This is a genomic window from Faecalicatena contorta (genome assembly GCF_001404335.1).
Lineage (GTDB): Bacteria > Bacillota > Clostridia > Lachnospirales > Lachnospiraceae > Faecalicatena > Faecalicatena contortus_B.
Window position 1 is genome coordinate 1 of record NZ_CYZU01000015.1, and the last position, 23,066, is coordinate 23,066.

Annotated in this window: 21 protein-coding genes and 1 rRNA gene; 3 read left to right on the forward strand and 19 right to left on the reverse strand. The window is 47.4% G+C overall.

Annotation, left to right across the window (positions count from 1 at the left end; all coding sequences use genetic code 11):
- Window positions 1-56: 56 nt before the first annotated feature.
- The 7 genes from ARB69_RS09360 to dapF form a co-directional block, all read right to left on the reverse strand.
- Window positions 57-1,589: ribosomal RNA gene (locus tag ARB69_RS09360) — 16S ribosomal RNA — on the reverse strand.
- 580 nt (window positions 1,590-2,169) lie between these two features.
- Window positions 2,170-2,757 carry a DUF1349 domain-containing protein gene (locus ARB69_RS09365; RefSeq protein ID WP_055152798.1) on the reverse strand — a complete coding sequence of 196 codons (588 nt, stop codon included), beginning with the start codon at window positions 2,755-2,757 and terminating at the stop codon, window positions 2,170-2,172.
- A 68-nt stretch (window positions 2,758-2,825) separates the two neighbouring features.
- On the reverse strand, window positions 2,826-4,178 hold the full coding sequence (radA, locus tag ARB69_RS09370; protein WP_055152800.1) for a DNA repair protein RadA: 1,353 nt from the start codon (window positions 4,176-4,178) through the stop codon (window positions 2,826-2,828).
- A gap of 140 nt (window positions 4,179-4,318) precedes the next feature.
- Window positions 4,319-4,732, reverse strand: coding sequence for a hypothetical protein (locus tag ARB69_RS09375; protein ID WP_050640042.1), 414 nt, complete (start codon window positions 4,730-4,732; stop codon window positions 4,319-4,321).
- A 73-nt stretch (window positions 4,733-4,805) separates the two neighbouring features.
- Window positions 4,806-7,250 carry an ATP-dependent Clp protease ATP-binding subunit gene (locus ARB69_RS09380; RefSeq protein WP_050640043.1) on the reverse strand — a complete coding sequence of 815 codons (2,445 nt, stop codon included), beginning with the start codon at window positions 7,248-7,250 and terminating at the stop codon, window positions 4,806-4,808.
- Window positions 7,251-7,334: 84 nt separating this feature from the next.
- Entirely contained in the window at window positions 7,335-7,712 is a 378-nt protein-coding gene (locus ARB69_RS09385) for a GntR family transcriptional regulator (protein WP_050640044.1), read from the reverse strand.
- Window positions 7,713-7,873: 161 nt separating this feature from the next.
- Window positions 7,874-8,770 carry a diaminopimelate epimerase gene (gene dapF / locus ARB69_RS09390; RefSeq protein ID WP_055152802.1) on the reverse strand — a complete coding sequence of 299 codons (897 nt, stop codon included), beginning with the start codon at window positions 8,768-8,770 and terminating at the stop codon, window positions 7,874-7,876.
- A 213-nt stretch (window positions 8,771-8,983) separates the two neighbouring features.
- Between dapF and ARB69_RS09395 the strand changes: the two genes are divergently transcribed.
- Window positions 8,984-9,823, forward strand: a complete 840-nt coding sequence (locus ARB69_RS09395; protein WP_050640046.1) for an AraC family transcriptional regulator — start codon at window positions 8,984-8,986, stop codon at window positions 9,821-9,823.
- On the opposite strand, the gene ARB69_RS09400 is transcribed toward ARB69_RS09395, so the two are convergent.
- The 11 genes from ARB69_RS09400 to ARB69_RS09450 form a co-directional block, all read right to left on the reverse strand.
- Window positions 9,775-10,251 carry a threonine/serine exporter family protein gene (locus ARB69_RS09400; RefSeq protein WP_050640047.1) on the reverse strand — a complete coding sequence of 159 codons (477 nt, stop codon included), beginning with the start codon at window positions 10,249-10,251 and terminating at the stop codon, window positions 9,775-9,777. The genes ARB69_RS09395 and ARB69_RS09400 overlap by 49 nt on opposite strands.
- Window positions 10,248-11,180, reverse strand: coding sequence for a threonine/serine exporter family protein (locus ARB69_RS09405; protein ID WP_082202888.1), 933 nt, complete (start codon window positions 11,178-11,180; stop codon window positions 10,248-10,250). Before ARB69_RS09405 ends, ARB69_RS09400 begins: the two co-directional genes overlap by 4 nt.
- Before the next feature lie 279 nt (window positions 11,181-11,459).
- A complete protein-coding gene (locus ARB69_RS09410) occupies window positions 11,460-13,202 on the reverse strand; it encodes a carbon starvation protein A (RefSeq protein ID WP_050640048.1) in 1,743 nt (580 codons plus the stop codon).
- A 44-nt stretch (window positions 13,203-13,246) separates the two neighbouring features.
- The gene (locus tag ARB69_RS09415; protein WP_055152804.1) at window positions 13,247-13,765 is read right to left on the reverse strand and encodes a hypothetical protein; all 519 of its coding nucleotides are present in this window, start codon (window positions 13,763-13,765) and stop codon (window positions 13,247-13,249) included.
- Between the two features lie 125 nt (window positions 13,766-13,890).
- On the reverse strand, window positions 13,891-15,201 hold the full coding sequence (locus tag ARB69_RS09420) for a sensor histidine kinase (protein WP_055152806.1): 1,311 nt from the start codon (window positions 15,199-15,201) through the stop codon (window positions 13,891-13,893).
- Window positions 15,191-15,871, reverse strand: a complete 681-nt coding sequence (locus ARB69_RS09425; RefSeq protein WP_025656583.1) for a winged helix-turn-helix domain-containing protein — start codon at window positions 15,869-15,871, stop codon at window positions 15,191-15,193. Before ARB69_RS09425 ends, ARB69_RS09420 begins: the two co-directional genes overlap by 11 nt.
- Before the next feature lie 4 nt (window positions 15,872-15,875).
- Window positions 15,876-16,553, reverse strand: coding sequence for a phosphate signaling complex protein PhoU (gene phoU / locus ARB69_RS09430; RefSeq protein ID WP_050640051.1), 678 nt, complete (start codon window positions 16,551-16,553; stop codon window positions 15,876-15,878).
- 3 nt (window positions 16,554-16,556) lie between these two features.
- Complete coding sequence (gene pstB / locus ARB69_RS09435) at window positions 16,557-17,306, reverse strand: phosphate ABC transporter ATP-binding protein PstB (RefSeq protein ID WP_025656581.1); 750 nt, start codon at window positions 17,304-17,306, stop codon at window positions 16,557-16,559.
- Between the two features lie 15 nt (window positions 17,307-17,321).
- Window positions 17,322-18,152, reverse strand: a complete 831-nt coding sequence (gene pstA / locus ARB69_RS09440) for a phosphate ABC transporter permease PstA (protein WP_154253280.1) — start codon at window positions 18,150-18,152, stop codon at window positions 17,322-17,324.
- Window positions 18,153-18,174: 22 nt separating this feature from the next.
- On the reverse strand, window positions 18,175-19,068 hold the full coding sequence (gene pstC / locus ARB69_RS09445; protein WP_050640836.1) for a phosphate ABC transporter permease subunit PstC: 894 nt from the start codon (window positions 19,066-19,068) through the stop codon (window positions 18,175-18,177).
- 37 nt (window positions 19,069-19,105) lie between these two features.
- The gene (locus ARB69_RS09450; RefSeq protein WP_050640054.1) at window positions 19,106-20,038 is read right to left on the reverse strand and encodes a substrate-binding domain-containing protein; all 933 of its coding nucleotides are present in this window, start codon (window positions 20,036-20,038) and stop codon (window positions 19,106-19,108) included.
- Between the two features lie 305 nt (window positions 20,039-20,343).
- On the opposite strand from ARB69_RS09450, the gene ARB69_RS09455 reads away from it, so the two are divergent.
- On the forward strand, window positions 20,344-20,757 hold the full coding sequence (locus tag ARB69_RS09455) for a hypothetical protein (RefSeq protein ID WP_055152808.1): 414 nt from the start codon (window positions 20,344-20,346) through the stop codon (window positions 20,755-20,757).
- 58 nt (window positions 20,758-20,815) lie between these two features.
- Here the strand turns inward: ARB69_RS09455 and ARB69_RS09460 are convergent, their stop codons facing one another.
- Window positions 20,816-21,712, reverse strand: a complete 897-nt coding sequence (locus ARB69_RS09460) for an AraC family transcriptional regulator (RefSeq protein ID WP_055152810.1) — start codon at window positions 21,710-21,712, stop codon at window positions 20,816-20,818.
- 198 nt (window positions 21,713-21,910) lie between these two features.
- Between ARB69_RS09460 and ARB69_RS09465 the strand changes: the two genes are divergently transcribed.
- The gene (locus ARB69_RS09465) at window positions 21,911-22,948 is read left to right on the forward strand and encodes a uroporphyrinogen decarboxylase family protein (RefSeq protein WP_055152812.1); all 1,038 of its coding nucleotides are present in this window, start codon (window positions 21,911-21,913) and stop codon (window positions 22,946-22,948) included.
- The last annotated feature ends 118 nt before the right edge of the window (window positions 22,949-23,066 follow it).

Sequence of the window (23,066 nt, forward strand, 5' to 3'; positions counted from 1 at the left end):
CACTCTCTTGATAACTAAACAATAGACAACATACTCTTTACTTCTTTCTTCCTTAGAAAGGAGGTGATCCAGCCGCACCTTCCGATACGGCTACCTTGTTACGACTTCACCCCAGTTATCGATCCCGCCTTCGGCAGCTCCCTCCTTACGGTTGGGTCACTGACTTCGGGCGTTACCAACTCCCATGGTGTGACGGGCGGTGTGTACAAGACCCGGGAACGTATTCACCGCGACATTCTGATTCGCGATTACTAGCGATTCCAGCTTCATGTAGTCGAGTTGCAGACTACAATCCGAACTGAGACGTTATTTTTGGGATTTGCTCCACCTCGCGGCTTCGCCTCCCTTTGTTTACGCCATTGTAGCACGTGTGTAGCCCTGCTCATAAGGGGCATGATGATTTGACGTCATCCCCACCTTCCTCCAGGTTATCCCTGGCAGTCTCTCTAGAGTGCCCGGCCGAACCGCTGGCTACTAAAGATAAGGGTTGCGCTCGTTGCGGGACTTAACCCAACATCTCACGACACGAGCTGACGACAACCATGCACCACCTGTCTCCCCTGTCCCGAAGGAAAGGCACCATTACGCGCCGGTCAGGGGGATGTCAAGAGCAGGTAAGGTTCTTCGCGTTGCTTCGAATTAAACCACATGCTCCACCGCTTGTGCGGGTCCCCGTCAATTCCTTTGAGTTTCATTCTTGCGAACGTACTCCCCAGGTGGCATACTTATTGCGTTTGCTGCGGCACCGAATGGCTTTGCCACCCGACACCTAGTATGCATCGTTTACGGCGTGGACTACCAGGGTATCTAATCCTGTTTGCTCCCCACGCTTTCGAGCCTCAACGTCAGTCATCGTCCAGTAAGCCGCCTTCGCCACTGGTGTTCCTCCTAATATCTACGCATTTCACCGCTACACTAGGAATTCCACTTACCTCTCCGACACTCTAGTTACATAGTTTCCAATGCAGTCCCGGGGTTGAGCCCCGGGTTTTCACATCAGACTTACATAACCGTCTACGCTCCCTTTACACCCAGTAAATCCGGATAACGCTTGCCCCCTACGTATTACCGCGGCTGCTGGCACGTAGTTAGCCGGGGCTTCTTAGTCAGGTACCGTCATTTTCTTCCCTGCTGATAGAAGTTTACATACCGAAATACTTCATCCTTCACGCGGCGTCGCTGCATCAGGGTTTCCCCCATTGTGCAATATTCCCCACTGCTGCCTCCCGTAGGAGTTTGGGCCGTGTCTCAGTCCCAATGTGGCCGGTCACCCTCTCAGGTCGGCTACTGATCGTCGCCTTGGTAAGCCGTTACCTTACCAACTAGCTAATCAGACGCGGGTCCATCTCATACCACCGGAGTTTTTCCCACTGTACCATGCGGTACTGTGGTCTTATGCGGTATTAGCAGTCATTTCTAACTGTTATCCCCCTGTATGAGGCAGGTTACCCACGCGTTACTCACCCGTCCGCCGCTCAGTCGCAAAACTCTTCAATCCGAAGAAATCTAAGTAAAGCGCTTCGCTCGACTTGCATGTGTTAAGCACGCCGCCAGCGTTCATCCTGAGCCAGGATCAAACTCTCGTTAAAAGTGTTTGTATCCAGGTCAGAATTAACTACTAGCTAATTCTATCCCTTTTACTGTTCTTACCACCGAGATTAATCTCAGTGATGGGTGCATCATTATGATGCTGTTCTTAAAAATTTTCTCTATAAGAAATTTTCAAGGGTTTGTTGTCTATTGTTTAATTATCAAGGTTCTTTGTTGTTTTTGCTGTCGTTCTTTGTCGTCAGCAGCAACTTTTACATAATACCATGTTCGTTGCCGTCTGTCAAGAACTTTTTTATTTTCCTCTTCTGTATTGAGTTTCCAATAATTTCCAGTCCCTCATGCGACAGCTTTAATAGCTTACCACATCACGTTGCTATTTGTCAAGCATTTTTCGACATTTTTCAACTTGATCTACCAGTTGATTGAACCCCTGCATAACTCCTGTCTGGCTCAGAAGCTTCCGCTCTGCCAGTCTCGCTTGCAACAGGTATGTCATCCGCGATGGAACTTAATATTATCATTCCAGTTCGTAATTGTCAATAATTTTCTAATTTTTTATTTTATTCGTATAATTTAGACAACTTATTATTGGATTTGACAGCGCTGTTATGCATTTTTTTACTGATGCGGTTTCCAAAGACATTCTGAAAATACTGCTTCTGAGAACACAGCTTGGAAAGAAGATTTTTCTGGGCTGCATGCGTATACCCCAACATTAATATGTCCTTCCCCTTCGAAAAGATGTGCAATTCTCATCTGCTTAAAATGAATCCCATCGTAAGAATTCTCCACCAGATAATCACTCTTACGCCTGCTCAGTCTGTAAAACATACTCTTCTGATCTGCCGGAATATCCGTAGTCGCCCAGTCTGAATATCCATAATTGGTGACTACGCTTCCCAGACGCTGAAAATACTCATTCTCGTATTCTATAGATGCTTTCAGCCAGTTATCGCTATCCTGATATACCATAATGCCGCACTGATCAAACCTGTGGGTACTTTCAAATTCAGTTTTAACTGTAAATGAAAAATAGGGCTCGTTAGTTTTTATCAGCAGCGCAGGTGCATTATCATTGCGGAAACCATAGTAGGTACGCTGCCAAAAATCCGTTTCCGGTTCTGTTATAATAGATAGCTTCCCCTCTTCAAAGTTATACAGGGCGGGTTCATGTATCCAAAATGTATTATTTTTTGTAAACTCCATTACCATTTCTCCTTTTTCTTGGACTGGTATCATTACTCTTCTTACTTCTATACTTAATATAAAACGTTTTACAAAAGATTCATTGCGTCATTAATTGTCTTAACCCCCACTATTTTAATTCCTTTCATATCTTTTACCATATCTCTTGATACAGCTGGCAGTACACAGGTCTCAAACCCCAGTTTTTTTGCTTCCGACACTCTCTGCTCAGGCATATTAACTGCCCGGACCTCACCGCTCAGTCCCACTTCCCCAAATACGATCATTTTCTCATCTATCGGCCGGTTTTTATAGCTGGAGACCAAAGCCATTATAATTCCCAAGTCGATTGCGGGCTCATTCATCTTGATCCCTCCCGCTATATTTACATAGGCATCATAATTGGAAAGCGGCAGCCCGATTCTTTTTTCCAGGACAGCCATCAGCAGATTAACTCTGTTATAATCCGTGCCTGCTGCTGTCCTTCTTGGAAGCCCAAAATTACTCTGGCAGACAAGCGCCTGTATTTCAATCAGAATCGGCCTTGTGCCCTCCATCGAACATGCTACCACAGAACCGGATGCATTTTCCGGTTTACCGCTCAGCATATATTCAGAAGGATTTTCCACTTCTGTGAGCCCTGCCTGTCTCATCTCAAAGACGCCAATCTCATTGGTAGAGCCAAAACGGTTCTTTACCCCCCTCAAGATCCGGTAGGACGCATGCCTGTCACCCTCAAAATACAATACAGTATCCACCATATGCTCCAGAACTCTTGGCCCTGCAACCGTTCCTTCTTTTGTCACATGTCCCACGATGAATATGGAAATTCCCAGGCCTTTTGCAAGCTGCATAAAAACATTCGTTGATTCCCTTACCTGGGATACACTGCCCGGTGCAGAAGATACCTCTTCACTGTACATCGTTTGAATGGAATCGATGATCACCAGTTCCGGGCGCCGGCCCTCGATAATATTCTTAATTGTCTCCAGGTTTGTTTCGCACAATAGCTTGAGATTTTCCTTAAATTCCCCCATACGGTTCGCCCGAAGCTTGATTTGTGCCAGAGATTCTTCACCTGATATATATAGAATGTTCTTTTCTTGTGACAGCCGCTGACATACCTGGAGCAGAAGTGTTGATTTTCCGATTCCGGGATCGCCGCCCACCAGAACCAGGGACCCCGGTACTATACCTCCCCCCAGAACCCGGTCCAATTCCTGTATCCCCGTCAGAATCCTTGTGTGATCGTCCGCACTGACCTCCGAAAGCGATACAACCTCCGCTTCCCTTGCAGTCTTAACCACTGCTGCCTTAGCAGTACTTACCTTCTCCTCAACAAAAGTATTCCATTCCTTGCAGGCCGGGCACTGCCCCAGCCATTTTGATTCCTCATGCCCGCAGTTCTGGCAGAAAAATACGCTTTTTTTTGCCTTAGCCATAATGCTCCTTCCTCGCAGGTACCTCATAGGGGTCTGCTCTTTTGCAAAAGGGTCAGACCCCTATGAGACACCTATGAAAAAGAGACAGGTTTATGTTTCCCTGTCTCCTTTTTTATTGCTTTATGCAGATGATTCCAGTACTAACACTTTGATACACTGACAGTCACGCTGTCTCCTTCGCTTACTTCTGTGCTGACGCTTAACTTGCCGCTTAAGTTTGTCATCATCTTGCCAGCTGTTGTGCCATTGATAAATACTTCATACTCACTGTCTGGTTCCAGCTCTAATGTGAACTGTACGTCTTCAGGTGCGGATACTGTGAATGTCACTTCTGCATCAGTAGCCTTGAAGTTCTCTACTGTGCTTCCCGGTACGGATTCGTATACGAACATTCCGTTCTTCTCCAACTTCGTGATCTCTTTAAATGTCTTCACTTTATAGATATCGCCTTCAAATTCGAAATTGTCCATTTTTGTCTTGGATGCTAATGTATAGTCTCCAAAACTGAGTGTTCCGTCATCTTCTGCGCGTAGTAGTTCTTTTACTGTTGCCATTTTTATTATCCTCCTAGGTATTTCAGATTGATGGTTATCCTGTTTGTATTATATAATACTTCGTTTTTATTTTCTACTCATTTATGGACTTTGGGTAAAATTTAATTTCTTTTTTAGATACTCCTGCCTCCACACGGTCCCCTTCTTTTACTTCACCGTTTAAGATCGCCTCAGCCAGCTTATCCTCCAGTTCTGTCTGCATGGCTCTCCTGAGGGGACGGGCACCATATTTTGCGTCGGTCCCTTTCTCGACAATGAATTTCTTCGCAGATTCCCTGAGCGTAAGTGTTATATTCATCTGTTCTTTCACGCGTTTTGTGAATTCTCTGCACAGCAGAGTTACAATCTGCTTCATATGGGTATTGTTCAGCGCATGGAATACTATAATTTCATCAATCCGATTCAGAAACTCCGGACGGAAGATCGTTTTCACCTCATCCATCACGTTCTGCTTCATCCGCTTATAATCCCCTGCCGGATCTTCTTTGGCGGCAAATCCCAGTTTCTTAGGCTCTACAATTGCTTTTGCACCCGCATTGGATGTCATAATGATTACCGTATTGCAGAAATCTACTTTCCGCCCCTGGGAATCTGTAATATGGCCGTCATCCAGCACCTGGAGAAGTATGTTAAATACATCCGGATGCGCTTTCTCCACTTCATCAAATAGTATAACCGAATAGGGATGCGTACGCACCTGATCACTGAGCTGTCCGCCTTCTTCATGCCCAACATACCCCGGAGGAGACCCTATCATCTTAGATACAGAGTGCTTCTCCATATACTCTGACATATCGACCCGGATCATAGAATCCTCATTTCCGAACATCGCCTCCGCAAGCGCTTTTGAGAGTTCCGTCTTACCTACCCCCGTGGGGCCTAGGAACAGAAAAGAACCAATCGGACGTTTTGGGTCTTTTAATCCAACACGCCCCCTCTTAACGGCTCTGGCCACGGCACTGACTGCTTCCTCCTGGCCCACGACCCTTTTATGAAGAACCTGTTCCAGCTTTTTCAGTCTGTCCGTATCGCTCTCAGCAAGCTTCTGCACCGGCACTTTTGTCCACGCAGATACCACGTCTGCAATATCGTCTTCTTTCACTTCCGGATGGTGGGATGCCGTCTTTTTCTGAAAACGCTTTTTCAGGTTTTCCAGCTTATCCTCAACCGCTTTCTGTTCCGTGTGAACAAGAGATGCCTTCGTAAAGTCGCCGGATTTAATGAGCTCCTCTTTCTGCTTGAGCAGTTCTTTCAGGGAATCTTCCAGACTTTTAAGATTCTCCGGCACTTTATAACCCCGCATACTGACCCTGGAACACGCTTCGTCCAGGACATCAATTGCTTTATCCGGAAGATTTCTGTCTGTAATATATCTTTCCGACAGCTGTACCGCTGCTTCAAGGGCCTCCTCCCGTACAGATACCTTGTGGTGGGCTTCGTATTTGCCGCTCAGTCCATGCAGGATCTCAAGGCATTGTTCTTTGGTCGGCTCCTCTACCGTAATCGGCTGGAACCGGCGCTCCAGAGCCGCATCTTTTTCGATATATTTTCGATACTCCGCAATCGTCGTTGCGCCGATCAGCTGCATCTCTCCGCGGGCAAGGGATGGTTTTAGGATACTGGAAGCGTCAATCGCTCCTTCCGCTCCGCCTGCTCCGATCATTGTATGCAGCTCATCCAGGAAAAGAATAATATTGCCGCTGGCCTTTACATCGCCAATCAGCCCTTTCATACGCTCCTCAAACTCCCCGCGGTACTTGGAGCCCGCAATCAGCCCCGGCAGATCTAGGGTGTAAATCTTTTTGCCTTTCATATTATCCGGTACCACACCCATAGCAATCCTGGAAGCGAGCCCCTCTATAATGGCAGTTTTCCCAACACCGGGTTCCCCTACCAGACAGGGATTGTTCTTTGTCCTTCTGCTCAGTACCTGCATCAGTCGGTAGATCTCCTGCTCCCGGCCTACAACAGGATCCAGCCGGCCCTCTTCCGCCTCGGCAGTCAGATCTGTACAGAACTGCTCCACCACGGCGCTTTTTCCGTGGGTTTCATCCTGCAGTTCCTCCTGATACTCTTTCGGATCCACTCCTGCCGCATTCAATACATCCTGTAAAATCTTCTGCAGACTGATATTGAGCGTAGTCAATATCCTGGTTGCAACACAGTCCACATCGTGGACCATCGCCAAAAGCAGATGCTCCGTACCCACGCTTTTTGTATGAAGGCACCGCGCCTCCCTGTTGCTGTTCTCCAGCAGATACTGCAGCCTCGGGCTCTCCTCCGGATGCTCCACACTCAGCACATCCCCTGCCGGTGTAATCAGCTCATCCATCAGATGGAGGATGCGCTCTTCATCCACGCCGTTCGACGCCAGAATCTGTCCGGCCACCCCTGTAAACTCCTTGCGCAGCCCCAGCAGCAAATGCTCCGTACCAATATACGGATGCTTCAGCTTCTTTGCCATCGATGCTGCATATTTAATGGCGCATTCGGCCTGATTTGTATAATTTATCTGCATATTTTCCTCCTGTCACTATTCAATCAATTTTAAAATTATATCGCCTTTATCCCATCATAAATCGAGACTCCTTCCAGAAGTCTCTTAAAAGGCTCCATCATACACATCAAATATTTCATCCACCAGATTATGCACTTCTTCCCTGGAAATATTCTTACAACAGCCCTTTGCCAGTAAAATTGTAAGCTGCTCCCTCATCTCGTCCAGCGCTTTCATCTTATCCACATCCAGGGCAATAACCGCGCCCCGTCTTCTGTCCAGCTGAATAAACCCTTCCTGCTTCAGAACGCTGTATGCCTTATTTACCGTATGCATATTCACCCCGACCGTGTCAGCAAGCTGACGCACAGACGGAAGCGAATCCCCTTCATGAATCGTAGAAGTAGCAATCCCCATAATAATCTGATTGCGCAGCTGAATATAAATCGCCTCTTCACTGTTAAAATCTATCTCAATCAGCATATCATCACCTGCCTTTAATTGTTATACCTATGTTAGCACAAACACCCCAGTCCCCGCAAGTGAAAATTGTAGGTGTTATTCATATACCGGAGCTATACTGTGCCGCCAAACGTATCAGTACGCTGCCCCCGTTAAGGAGCCTCCCCGGTTAACGGCCTTACCTACCGATTGGATGCACCCAGCGAAAGGAAGGGATGGCCGCAAGCCGTCCGCAGTTTCTCCACAAACTCATTAGAAAGAGAGATTTTTGCCACATAGAATACTTCTCCGGTCATGTAAACCTCCCAGTTATCATCGATCTCTACCTGCAGTTCCCCGCCCGGCATGTGTACGATTACTTTATTTCCGGTCAGGCCCAGTTTGTGGGCCACTCCTGCTGCTGCACACGCTCCTGTGCCTGTTGCCATCGTGTAACCGGCCCCTCTTTCATATGTTTCTATGGCAATATTATTGTTGTCGATCACTTTCATAATCTCTGTATTTATTCTGTCCGGAAAATACCTTGCAACCTCGGAATAATTACCGATCTTGCATACAAGCGGCTGCGAGATCTCACGCATTGGGATAACGCAGTGAGGATTGCCCACGGATACACAGGTTACCGGATACAATGTCCTGCCGAATACCATGTCTTCATTGATGACCTCGCGGCGCTCTCCTGTCACCGGAATCTCATCGCTCCAGAAGGACAGACGCCCCATGGAAATACGCAGCCTGCTGCCGTCTTCGTTCAGATACGTGATTTCCACCAGTCCTCCGTCTGTCACAAGTTTGTAATTCTTCTTCTGCACATAGCCGGCATCCTTCAGGTATTTGGCAAAAATACGCACTCCGTTTCCGCTCTTTTCGGCAACGCTTCCGTCCGGATTCCATATGCGAAGGGACATGTGTTTTTCCCCGATAAACGGACCTTCCAGTATCCCGTCAGAGCCCAGCCCCATATTGCGGTTGCAGAGCATCTCCACATTTGCTTTATTTAATTCTAATTCATTCTTATTCGGATCAAAAACCAGATAATCATTTCCAAGACCATGATAACGTTCCAATGTAATTTTCATAATAACGCACCTCCTGTTTCTATCATTATATCAGGCATTTTTTTCATATAATACTTATTAAATGCTTTTCACATTGCAGATAATGCTCTATACTATATTTGACGGCATTTACGCGGGGCCGGCCGGAGCAGTCAGGCACTTGCAGGGAATGCCAGGAGGCACACGGATTCATGTGTCTTCATCCCTGACAATCATAACGAAAAGGAGACGCTTATGCAGCAATACAATAAAAGAGGTTATCTAAACAGCGATTTCCGTATATTCCATCTAAAGGACAGTATCTCCAAAGAGTTTGAATTTCACTACCACGACTTTCATAAAATTACTATATTTATAAAGGGTAAAGTACAATACATCATAGAAGGCAAATCCTATGAACTTGAACCTTACGACATTGTACTGGTGAACCGCAACGATATCCACCGCGTACAGGTGGACAATTCTCTGCCCTATGAGAGAATCATCGTCTATATTTCTCCCGGTTTTATGGAGGATTATCAGACGCCGGAATATGATCTGAATTACTGCTTTGAGAAAGCAAAAAAGGAACGCTCCAGTGTACTTCGAATCCATTCACTAGAGAAAAGTTCTCTTTTCCGGATTACAAACCGCCTGGAGCGTTCCTTTGAGGATCAGGAGTATGCCAGCTCTCTTTACCGCCAATTGCTGTTTTTGGAATTCATGATACACCTGAACCGCGCCGCCATCAAAAACCGCGTGGAGTTTCTGGATACAGAATTGTATAATTCTAAGATTGTTGATATCATGCATTATATTAACGGACATCTTACGGATCATCTGGACATCGATACTCTTGCAGGCATCTTCTACATCAGTAAATACTATATGATGCGGCTGTTCAAGGCAGAGACCGGTTATACCATCGGCAGCTATATCACCTACCGGCGCCTGCTCTTTGCCCGGGAGCTAATCCTGGACGGCATGCCCATTACAGAGGCCTGTTTTGCCAGCGGATTCCGGGATTATTCCACCTTTTCCAGAGCCTACAAATCGGAATTTTCTGAGGCGCCGCGCAGCCTCCTTCGCCAGTAGCTGAGGCTGAACCACTGCTTCGGTATGGTGACAATAAACACAATGCCAAGCACAATCGCAAAAGCAATCTTCAGCGCTTCAATGCCTCTGACTGCCGCCTCCCGCAGGCTGCCCTGCACAAGGTTATATACCGTATAGTAGACTCCCGCCCCGGGAATCAACGGGAATATACCCGGTACAAGGAATACGGTAATCGGACACTTCATCCACACAGCCAGCATCCTGGACATCAGCACCACCAGCACAGTTCCCAGAAATGTAGAAGTTGCTATAGAAGCGATATTCTCACTTGCCAGATAGCAGAGCCATCCCGCCATCCCCGTCAGCCCGCAGCAGAAGTAAAATCTCCGCGGCACATTGAATAAAACAGAGAATGCGATTGTCCCCAGAAAAGAGCAGAACATATTAACCAGCACAAATCCTGTCATGGTATCATACCTCCCGTGAGCTTATTGAAACATCCCAGCACGAACCCGACTCCGATGGCGATATAGACAAAGACGAGAAGGGCATCCACGATCCTTACGATCCCTGAGATAAAATCGCTGTTTGCAATATCCCGGATCGAATTGACAAATGCCAGCCCCGGAACCAACGGCAGTATGGAGCCTATGATCAGCTTGTCTATCCTCACCGGGAAGGGCCACGGAATCTGAAGAGCAAACAGCGCCATAATCGTAATAAGCCCTCCGCCCACAATATGAATGATAATCTTTGACAGCCTGTGGTTCTCCGCAAAGATCACAAATATATACAGTAGGCACCCAATCACAACTGCCAGCATGCTTTCCCATAGGTTGGCCTGCAGCAGATAGCAAAAACAGCCGCTTCCAATGCCTGCGGCAAATACCCGGAACCGTCCCCTCTTGGGCGGCATCGCCTCGATCCGCCGCAGCCGCTCCTTTGCCTCCTCCAGCCCCACCTTTCCAGCCGCAATCTCTCTTGACAGATCATTCACTTCGGTAACAATCCCTAAATGGAAGCCGGAAATCGGAATATGCTTCACCTTGGCATACACTTCCTCCGCCTCATCCCTGGCAGTCATAAAAATACCGTTGCTCATGACAAAAGATTCCACATCCTTAATGTGAAATCTCCTGCAGACATGTTCAATGGTCTCCTCCACCCGGAAAATCTCCGCCCCGTTCTTCAGCAGTACCCGCCCCATATTCATTGCCAGATCCAGCACATCCCGCATAGCTTCCTGTTCTCTGCCCGTAAAGCCTGCCGGACTGCAGACTGCCTCGCCTCCGCCCGTTCTTTCTCCATCGTCCCTGTCAGAAGCGGGATTCGCTGCGTTTATATTTTTTATCACGATCTGTTCTGCATCTTTTCTCATGCTAACCCTTTCATCCATGTAAAAACCCCCAAAACATCTATGGGATAGTATTTACAAATTGCCGAAACAATTGCAGATATCCCTATTAAATTACTTTTTGATCCTAAGTAATTTATTTTAGCATGCTTTGAGGGTAAAGTCATCTCACTTTATATAGTTATTCATTTAACAAAAGGACAAAAAGTAACAGTTCCGACAGGTCTGCGAGGACCCTACGAAAACTTGATGGTTACAGACATACAGACCTTCGACGCAGACGAATTTAAATGGCCTGAATTGTCAACCAAAATTCTTCTGTTATGCCTTTGCTTTTTTCTTTGACTGGCCTGTCAGAGTCTTGATTCCGTCCACGGCAAGCACTGCTGCCAGTACAATCAGAAGTACGCTGATCACAAGCCGGATATAGCACCAGCCAACTCCGTCCGCACCGGCAAGAATTCCGGCAAAGTTGGACTTAATTGTGAGGCACAGCGAAGTAATGGTTACAATCAGCATAAAAGCCATCGGAACCAGGAACATTTTATTGTTCTTGCCCACCTTGCCAAGCCATGTCGCAACCGCGAGGAGGCCCAGGGCAGCCAGCAGCTGGTTTGCAGCTCCGAACAGCGGCCATACATTTGCATATCCGGTCATACCAAGCGCAATGCCAAGAACAACAGTAATAATCGTTGCCACGTATGGATTAGTCAGAACCTTCTTATAACCGGTCACCGATTTGACCTCTTCGCCCGGTTCCAGCCAGAATTCCTGGAACATATAGCGGGCAAGCCGTGTAGCCGTATCCAGGGAAGTCAGGCAGAATGCGGAGACTGCAAGCACCAGCATAGAGAATATCACACTTTCAGCTCCCTTTAAGAACGGGATCGTGGACGTCATCTTGGAAATACCGGTTGCAAATACATTCGTAGGCACTACCAGTTCCCCTGCGGAGTAAAACTTCCATACATATCCGACAGCACAAAGAGAAATAATTGCCAGCGCGCACTCGATCAGCATACCGCCGTATGCGATCGGGCGGGCATCTTTCTCACTGTTCAGCTGCTTGGCAGTGGTACCGGAACCAACCAGTGAATGAAAACCTGAAATCGCGCCGCAGGCGATGGTGATAAACAATGCAGGGAACATATATCCCAAAGAGGTTCCTGTAGGCATCAGCGTATCCTTAAATCCGGTAAATGCAGGAATATCCAGACTTGCATTTCCTGTTATCCCCGCGCCGATCACACCGATCACCGCAACCGCCATCATAAAATAAAGCAAAAAAGAGCTCAGATAGTCACGCGGCTGTAACAGGATCCAAACCGGTGTTACGGATGCAATTAAAATATAAATTCCCACAATAACCATCCACGTCTTATTATTCAGGTACAGAGGATGCCAGTTCAGTCCGATTACCATACAGAGAATAATGGCAATCACGCCAATGACGGTAGACACGCCCAGTGATGCGTTTTTGCGGTAAACCAGGAATCCGAATATCACAGAAATCACGATAAACAAAATCGATATCATCGCCGTTGATGAATTCGCTGCAGATGCAGCGTAGTCCACCGCTCCGGACTCCGTATAGGTTGCCATAAATGTATTTGCAACAATAGATGCAAATGCGGCAACAACAAGGAGTAGTGTCAGGTAAGAGAAGATAATGAATATCTTCTTAGCCTTTGTCCCCATAGAGTCAGCGATTACTTCACCGATGGACTGCCCTTTGTGGCGGATCGATGCAAATAATGCGCCGAAATCATGGACTGCTCCGAAGAAGATACCTCCGATCAATACCCATAGCAATACCGGCACCCATCCGAATACGGCCGCCTGTATCGGGCCGTTAATCGGGCCTGCCCCTGCAATCGAAGAGAAATGATGTCCCATCAATACAGGCGCCTTGGCCGGACAATAATCCATCCCGTCTTCAAGCTCATGTGCCGGAGTCTTTCTCCCCGGATCCACACCCCACTGTCCTGCAAGCCATTTGCCGTATGTAACATACGCAATGACCAGAATCAGAATACCTGCAAGTAAAATTACTACTGCGTTCATTGTTCACACTCCTTTTTTCGTAATTATAGCTTTATATAAAAAGGTCAGAAGACCTTCTCATATCCTTTGACCAGCTCCCTCGCCGCCCGGCTGCCGGACACCCTGCGGTTCTCCATATCAAAAACGAGCACCCTGGCCTCTGCATATCCCCGCAGGCCAAGCCGGTAATTCTTAAAAAACTTAAAGTCTCTGACGGCCTTTTCCGCCTCCTTTGTCAAACCTCTCTCGCTGATAAACACCGCCGTGATATATGTATACATATGATTCTCGCAGGTACAGGCTTCTCCATTCCTCACCAGTTCAGGCTCAATGAATGAAACAATGTGCCCGCGGAAGCGCTGGATATCCTCTGCTTTCAGTCTGTCTATGCACGAAAAAAACGTATGCTCAAAACAATCTGCCCGCCACAATTCAGCCTTCTTCACAAGGACATACTTTGCGCTGGTCACATTAAAAGCCGCATACGCTTCGTATCTGTCCCCTTCGACATCATATGGACGGGTAATATCAAAAGCCGCCTGATAAGACTGCAGCAGTTTTTCTAAAAGTTCATGCCCTTTCATTGTCTGTTTCTCCTTTAGGCTTTCTTGCTTTGATGCTCTGAAGCGGCAAAAAACCGCATGGTCTAGTTTACACCAGCCCAAACGGTTTTTCAATGATATATTTTATACTTTTTTAATAAATTATATCAAAATTTAATATCTATGCGTGTCCCCTTTCCCGGCTCGCTGTCCACGGCCACCCTGGCTCCGTGCAGAAGCGCCCCATGTTTTACAATAGAAAGGCCCAGCCCGGTGCCGCCGCTCTCTTTGGAGTGGCTTTTGTCCACACGGTAAAAACGCTCAAATATCCGTTCGTGGTGCTCTTTCGGTATTCCGATCCCGGTATCTGCAACGCATACCTTTGGCCCCTGAAGCGTATTGCCGGCCCAGACGGACACCTGACCGTCCGCTGTGTTGTATTTGATCGCATTTTCACAGACATTATAGATCATTTCATCTAAAATCTGGCGGATACCGTGATACACGACAGGCTCTCCCTCCACCACGATGTGCACTTTTTTCGCGTTTGCCTGCGGGGAAAGACGGCTCACGATCTCCCGGCAGAGGGCATAGAGGTCCACATCCTCTTTCTCAAGCTCCACAGACTCCTCATCCAGCTTGGAGAGCCTGATAATATCTTCCACAAGCGTAATCAGGCGCCGTGCCTCTTTGTATATCCTGTCAGAGAATTTAGGAACGTCCTCGGGCCTCACCATTCCATTTTTCATGATCTCCGCATACCCCGATATAGAAGTCAGCGGCGTCTTTAGTTCATGGGAGACATTGGCGGAAAATTCCTTGCGCATATTGGAAACGGCATCCTTCTCCTTATTCTGCCGGTCCATCGCCTCCAAAAGAGGGGTCATCTCCTCGTACACAGCATTGTCCAGCGGATGCTCCAAATCCAGTTCATTGATGGGCTTGATCAGCCGGGCGGTCTGCCATTTTGCCATCAGCCAGGCCATAACCAGCATAACAGCGGCCAGAATACATATCACCGGCAGCATTCTCAGAGCCGTACTCACCAGTCCGTCCATCAGCTTAGATACGCGCAGTACTGTACCGTCATCCAGAAGAAGGGCGTAATAATACATCTCTTTTCCCAGCGTGCCGGATACCCGGATATCCTCACCACTGCCGCTCTTCAGGGCGCTTTCCACCTCCTGCCTGAATCTGTGGTTGTCCAGCGTGGATTCGTCCCGTCTGGAATCATACGCCACGGTTCCGTCTGTATCAATCCGGGTCACCCGGGTCCTCACATCCACTTCATCCATCTGTTCCAGGTAGGCCGGGCCCGAAATATTAATCGCAGTCTTGATATATCTGGCCTCCTGCCGCACCTCTGTCTTCAATAAAGTCAGGTTCTGCCGGTATATCACAACGGTCAGAACCAAATAAGAGATCAGCAGCGTTATAGACAGCACAAACACCATGCTTCTCTGGATTCTAGCTCTCATTCGCTCCTCCTACGCGGTATCCAACGCCCCTCACAGTCTCGATAATCTCGCCTTTCTCTCCCAGTTTCTGCCGCAGCGTCCGTACATGTACATCTACCGTTCTGGTCTCACCGTCAAAATCATAGCCCCAGATATCCTCCAGCAGCTGATCCCTCGTGAGTACAATATTCTGATTCCTCATCAGTCTTTCCAGCAGTTCGAACTCCTTAAGTGTCAGTGTAACGGCTTTTCCGTCCACGGTCACCTCGTGCTTTTTTACATTCACACAGACGCCGCCCACGCTCATATCATCTTTGTCCGGCGCTCTGCCCGTACGCCGCATGACGGCTTTTACCCTGGACACGAGTTCCATCATTCCAAACGGCTTTGTCACATAGTCATCCGCCCCTGAATCCAGGCCGATTACCTTATCGTACTCCGCGCCCTTGGCCGTTACCATAATCACAGGAATGTCCTTCGTCTTAGAAGAACTCTTCAGCTTACGGAGCAGGGAAAGCCCGTCTTCTCCCGGCAGCATAATATCAAGCAAAATAAGCTCTGGCGTATCGAACGCCAAAGCCTCCATAAAAGAGCCGCCTTCCGCGAAGCCCTGTGCCTTGAGCCCTGTTGTCTCCAGTGTGTAAATCACCAGCTCCCGGATGTTGTCGTCATCTTCTACGCAATATATCATGTTGTCACTCCTTTATCAATTTTTCTCCCAGAGCCGTTCCATTTCTGTGGACCCCTGTGATAGAAAATTCGACCCATTCGGCGATATTGGTAGCATGGTCGCCAATACGCTCCAGATACTTTGTCACCATAATCAGGTCAAAGATTCTCTTTCCATTTTCGCCTCTTTCTTTCCGGATATAGTCCACAAGTTCGTCACGGATCGTGTCAAACAAATGGTCTACGGCATCGTCGGCCTCCACAACGTTCTTGGCCAGTTCCAGGTCCTTTGTTACATAGGCCGTTACGCTGTCCCGCACCATCCTGCTCGCTGCTGCCGCCATGATGCCGATTTCCTTGATATCGGCCGCGGTATTATGCCTGGAGGATATCACAATCTCCGCAATATCTGCCGTCTGGTCGCCGATGCGCTCCATATCCGTGATCATCTTCAGCGCCGCCGAGATCCTGCGCAGATCCTTTGCCACAGGCTGCTGCTGTAAAAGAAGCTTCAGGCACAGTCTTTCAATATCCTTCTCCATCTGGTCGATCTCTTCATCGGCCTCCATGATCGCTCTGGCCTGTTCCATATCGCATTCCTCCAGCGCTTTCGTCGCCTTTGCAATGGCCGTCTCGCACAGCTCTCCCATATGAGTGAGCTGCTCATCCAGTAACTGTAGCTGCATGTCAAATCTATTCCGCATTTTTTAACCAAACCTCCCTGTAATATAATCTTCTGTCCGCTTATCCGCGGGTATGGAGAACAATCTCTCCGTATCATTGTATTCTACCACCTCGCCAAGAAGGAAAAATGCCGTATTGTCCGACACGCGCACCGCCTGCTGCATGTTATGCGTTACCATGACTATAGTATAATCTTTTTTCAGTTCCATCGCAAGGTCTTCTATCTTCGATGTGGAAATCGGATCCAGCGCGGATGTGGGTTCATCCATCAGGAGAACCTCCGGCTCCACCGCCAGCGCCCTGGCTATACACAGACGCTGCTGCTGCCCGCCGGACATCCCCAGTGCACTTTTCTTCAGCCGGTCTTTGCATTCTTCCCAGATCGCCGCGCTGCGCAGGGACTTTTCCACAATATCATCCAGCCGGGATTTGGAATGAATTCCGTGGGTCCTCGGCCCAAATGCAATATTGTCGTATATGCTCATCGGAAACGGATTCGGCTTCTGAAACACCATACCCACACGTTTACGCAGCAGGTTCACATCCATTCCCCGGAATATATTTTCACCGTCCAGCAGGATCTCCCCTTCAATACGGCAGCCCTCAACCAGATCGTTCATCCGGTTAATGGACTTTAACAACGTCGATTTACCGCAGCCGCTGGGCCCGATAAATGCTGTGATTTTATTCGCTTCTATCTCCAGGTTTACATCCTTCAGGGCTTTGAAATCTTCGTAATACAAATCCAGATTTTTGATACTTATTTTTCCCATATCTGATTCCTTTCTTTATGCTTTTGTTAAACGCCTGGCTATCACACTGGATAATGCATTGATACCCACGACCAGAAGCAGCAGAACCACTGCTGTGGCGTAAGCCTGATCCATATAAAGCCCCTCGCTTGCCAGGTTATACATATGCACGGCCAGGGTCCTTCCGGACCCCATCACGCTGGATGGTATATTTGCCACGGTTCCTGCCGTATACATCAGCGCCGCTGTTTCTCCGACAATTCTGCCGATTGCAAGGATCACACCTGCAAGGATGCCCGGTATGGCGGACGGAAGCACGATCCGGAACACGGTTCTGAGCTTTCCTGCCCCAAGGCCGAAGCTCCCCTCGCGGAAAGTATCCGGCACTGCTTTCAGGGCCTCTTCCGTCGTGCGCATGATCAGCGGGAGAATCATAATGGCCAGTGTAAATGCACCTGCCAGTAGGGAAAAGCCCCAGTCCAGCGTATTTACAAAGAACAGCATTCCAAACAGTCCGTATACGATTGACGGAATGCCGGATAATGTCTCTGTTGTGAGGCGGATGATTCCCATAAATTTGTTGCCTCTTTTCGCATACTCTACCAGGAAGATTGCAGCGAAAATCCCCAGGGGAACGGCTACAACCAGTGACAGCAGCGTCATGGTCACCGTATTCACCAGCGCCGGCATCAAAGATGCATTGTCCGAAGTGTAGGTAAAGGAAAATAAAGAAGGCTTAATATAGGGAACACCGTGCACCAATATATAAATGATCAGGAAGATAAGTACTGTAAAAGTAACGACGGCACCCAGCAAAACCAGAAGCATCATGATAAAGGAACCCGGATGATGCAGATAGGTTTTCATTTTTTGACGAAATGTTGTTTGATTACTCACGGCCGGACCTCCTATTTAATAATGCTACACTGAAGTTGATAATCAGGATAAATACAAACAGAACCACACCCGTTGCAATCAGTGCTTCTCTGTGTAACTCTGCGGCATACCCCATCTCAATCACGATATTGGCTGTCAGAGTCCTGACACCCTTCAGGAGGCCTGCAGGCATTCTGGCCTGATTACCTGCCACCATGATCACGGCCATTGTCTCTCCGATCGCACGTCCGATTCCCAGGACAATTCCTGCAATTACCCCGGATTTTGCCGCCGGCATGATCACCCGGAATATGCTTCTTTCATGGGTGGCCCCCAGCGCCAGCGCGCCTTCATAATACTGCTGCGGCACGGAACGGATGGCAGACTCTGTCACACCGATAATCGTAGGCAGAATCATCATTCCCAGAAGGATAGAAGCTGTTAAAATACCGCTGCCGTTTCCGCTGCTTTTTGTCAGTCCCATATCACGCCATGTTCTTCCAAGTTCTCTTACCCAGGGAACCAGGACAACCAGCCCGAAAAATCCATATACAACAGAAGGGATACCAGCCAGAAGTTCTGTTGCCGCCTTCAGCGGCCGGTAAATCTTTTTGGGACAGTACATTGCCATAAATACGGAGGTCAGAATCCCTATGGGCACGCCCACAATGATTGCTCCTGCCGTCACATAAATACTGCCGACGATCATGGGAAGGATGCCGTATATATCATTGTTCGGCTTCCACATTTCCCCGGTGATAAATTTTACAAATCCGATCTCTTTCATCGCAGGGACTCCATTTGCAAATAAAAAGACACAAATGAGAGCTACCGCCAGCACCGAAGCACAGGCGGCAATGAAGAATACTCCCTGCATGAATTTCTCATTCCATGCTTTTGATTTCATCGATTCAATTCCCTCTTCCTGGTCAGGTTTCTGAGCTTTATTCAATCACGTCATCCCAGGTGACTGCCTCACCGGTATAGATTGCTTTTACCTGGTCACTGCTCAGCTCATCTACTGTGCTGTTTTTGTTCACAATCACTGCAATTCCGTCTGTTGCAATCACAGTCGCCTGAAGCCCCTCTGACAGTTCCGTATCTTTCAGCTCTCTCGATGCCATTCCGATATCGTAGCTTCCGTCAATCGCAGATGTCATTCCTGTCGTAGAATCCGTTGTCTGAAGTTCGATTTCGGCATTTGCATTGACAGCCTTGTATGCCTCGATCAGCTTTTCCATTACCGGAGAGATGGAAGATGAACCGCCGACTACCGCCTTTCCTGACGGACTTGTACCCTCAAAAGGTTTTACATCATCCACTGCAATATAGTGATTTTCTTCTACAACGGCCTGCCCTTCCTCGCTCATAATGAAGTTAACAAAATCTTTTGCCACTTCGTTGTCCAGGTTTTCCTTGGTTGCAATGTTAAACGGTCTGGATACTTTATATGTACCAGATTTTACATTTTCAGCGGTTGCCTCTGCACCGTCGATTTTTAAGGCCTTCACACTGTCGTCCAGTGATCCGAGTGAAATATATCCGATCGCGTACTCGTCGCCTGCTACTGTCGTCATCATAACGGAAGTGCTGTTTGTAATCTGCGCCTCCTCCGTTGTCATATCAACCTTTTCATCGCCATTTTTTTCTTCGATCCCGAATAGCTCGATAAACGCGCCTCTTGTACCAGAACCATCCTCACGGGATACAATTGTAATATCATAGGAGCTGTCCCAGGAAGCACTCTCCTGCTCCGTCTTTGTATCTGCATTTGCCTCGGCAGTATCTCCCGCCTTGCTGTCGCTGCCGCATCCTGTTGCCGCAACTGCCAGCATACTAACCATAGATAAAACTGCAATAAACTTTTTCATTCTCATTTCACAATTCTCCTTTACATCTTAAATTAATCTTCGGGCGAATACCCGACATTTACTTGAACCATTTTCTTCACAATGCAATCATATAAAATCAATGTAAAATTTGAAATCATCATAATGTTAAATCCTTGTTAAGTGCATGACAGTAAAAAAAATTATTCAGTGAACGAATTGCGCTGACATATAGCGCGTTGTATTATATAATAAAGAAAATTAAAAAACAAAACATTTGAGAAATAACAATTGGAGATACTCAAATAACGGGCAGCGGTCTTTCTCAATTGAACTTTAAGGAGGAAAATATTATGGGATTATTCAGCAGCAGCAATAAAGATCCAGAGGCAGATTTTATTATGTTAGATGGAATACCGTCAGTCAGCATGGGAACAACAGTGACACTGGGTATATCCGGACAAGTTCTGACAGTAAAAGACAGGGGCAGTGATACACTAACATATACGCTGCCAGCATGCAGAATTAAAAATATCTACATCGGTTCGGAAGCCCAGATTATAAATAAAAAAATAAATGTTCACGGTGAAATAGTGGTCAATGGGATAGTAATAGAAGCCCTCCGGGATCTGATTGGTGATGGTGATAAACACCGTTACTTTATGATAATCTTTTACGATTTCAAACAGACAATTCTTTTCGAGATTACAAACGAAGCCAAGACCTTACGGCTATATAACAAATTAACCCCCATGATATCCAATTAAACCATAGAATTGCAAAATCGGACGCCCACATGGGTAGAATCTGCTTCCGAAACAGATTCTACCCAATCCGATAAGCCCCCCTGTACTGCGCCGGAGTCATTTTTTCTTTTTCTCTGAAGCGGCGTATGAAATGGCTTGTATTGCAAAAGCCCAGCATTTCCGAGATTTCGTCGACCGGCAGTCCAGTCTGCATCAGCATCTGTCTGCCTTTCCTCAGCCTTCTGTTCATAACGAATTCCTGGGGTGTCATCCGGTAAATGGCTTTGAACTGTTTGATAAAATAGGGAAGGCTGATCCCACAGACATCCGCCAGTTGGCTGTTTGTAATCCCATCCCTTAGATGGGCGTCTATGTAAGCCTCTACGCGGGAGAAGTTGGCTTTTACATCCTGGGAAATCTCGACCATTGCGTAGCGTCTCTCATTTTTTAATATTTCCAGCAGCAGGCTGTAGATCTCCAGGGAGACATTCTGCCGCTCATCAATCATTAGTTTCTGCTGTAATATTCCCAATGCTGCGGACGCATCTGAAAATATCATTCCTTCGATCACAGGGCCCTGTGTGTCTACGATATGGCGCGTCAGCCTTCTGCTGTCGCCCCCATAGAATTCTACCCATGACATTCCAAGCGGCTCCGCCTCATCACTTCCATAAGAATGTTCTTCCCCAGCAGGAAGTACAATCACTTGGTTTTTACCCAACTCGTAAGTATTGCCCCGGAAAGTCAGCTTTCCCTTTCCAGAAAAAATGCAGAACACCTCGCAGCAGCTCATGGTACTGTCCCGTTCTACAAAGAACAGACTGGGTACCCGGGATTCAATTCCCGTTCTGTTGACACAATAATAAATGCTGTCCTCGATCTCCTTAAATGGCGATATATAATAATAGTCATTAAAATCTATATCGCCGTTACATACAAATATATTTGCAAAAGGGGCATCTTTTATATATTCCATAGCCTCATCTCCTGTCTTTGGCTCATTTTAATTTTTGTACTATCTTATTATAAATAATAATGGAAATCACGTCAATTTCTTACCGAGAAATAATACTCTCATACTATTTCAATATTTTCCAGTGTCTTGTATACAGCCTGGATTTTTTTTAATATTAGTTTAAAGGAGTTCCGTACTCTAACGAAAGGAGATTTAAAAATGACAGGAAAAGAACGTTTTCTTGCTGCCGCAGCAAGGCAGCCTTTAGACAGACCCCCCATATGGATGAGTGCACCGATCGGAGAGGAAATGAATATCCTATGCCGGTATTTCGGCGTATCCAACTGGCACGAGCTGCAGGTCAAAGCAGGCGATGATGTGTATGCTTTTGATATTCCTTATGATTCAGGTTACGCTACCAGCATAGCAGCCGCTTTCGACTGGTACAGAAATGGCTCGAACGTAGATCCGGACCACCGGACCCTGACGGCCGACGGCTGCTTTAAAGCTGCGCAGGAGATATCGGATCTGGATTTTTTCGACTGGCCGGACCCAAGAAAGTATATTGATGCGGAGGAAGTAAGACGCCGCTGTGCAATGGCTCCGGATGGCCGCGCCACCCTAGCACAGGTATGGAGCGCACATTTTCAGGATACATGCGCCGCATTCGGCATGGAGACTGCGCTGATGAATATGGTCAGCAATCCGGAGATTTACATGGCTGTGGACGATAAAATTGTGGATTTCTACTTGAAAGCTAATGAAGTGGTTTTTGAGTCCACAAAGGGAATGCTGGATGCCATTATTATTGCCAATGACTTTGGAAGCCAGCAGGGGCTTATGCTCTCCCGGGAAATGATTCATGATTTTGTTATGCCGGGAGCTAAAAAGATTATTGAGCAGGCCCACAGCTATGGAGTCAAAGTCATCTATCACTCCTGCGGAGCCATATTCGACGCTATGCCGGAACTCATTGAAGCGGGAGCCGATTTTATCCATCCGCTGCAGGCTACAGCCGTTGGAATGGATCCAAGCCGGATTAAAGATACCTATGGGGAAAGCGTCTCTTTCTGCGGTGGAATAGATATACAGGAACTGCTTCCTAACGGCACCCCCGAGGAAGTCAGGGCTAAGGTACGACAACTTCGTGAAATCTTTCCAACCGGACTGGTTCTCTCACCGAGCCAGGGAACGATTCTCGATGATGTTCCGCCGGAAAATATAGCGGCAATGCTGGACGAAGCACTGAAACCTTAAACGCAGATAACAGAAGACCCGGCGTAGTTTTGCCGGGCCTTTTTGATAGAAAGAGTAACAGGTCAGACATGCCTGAACTGTTACTCTAAAGGACTGCCGACTCACCGCATTCAGCGGT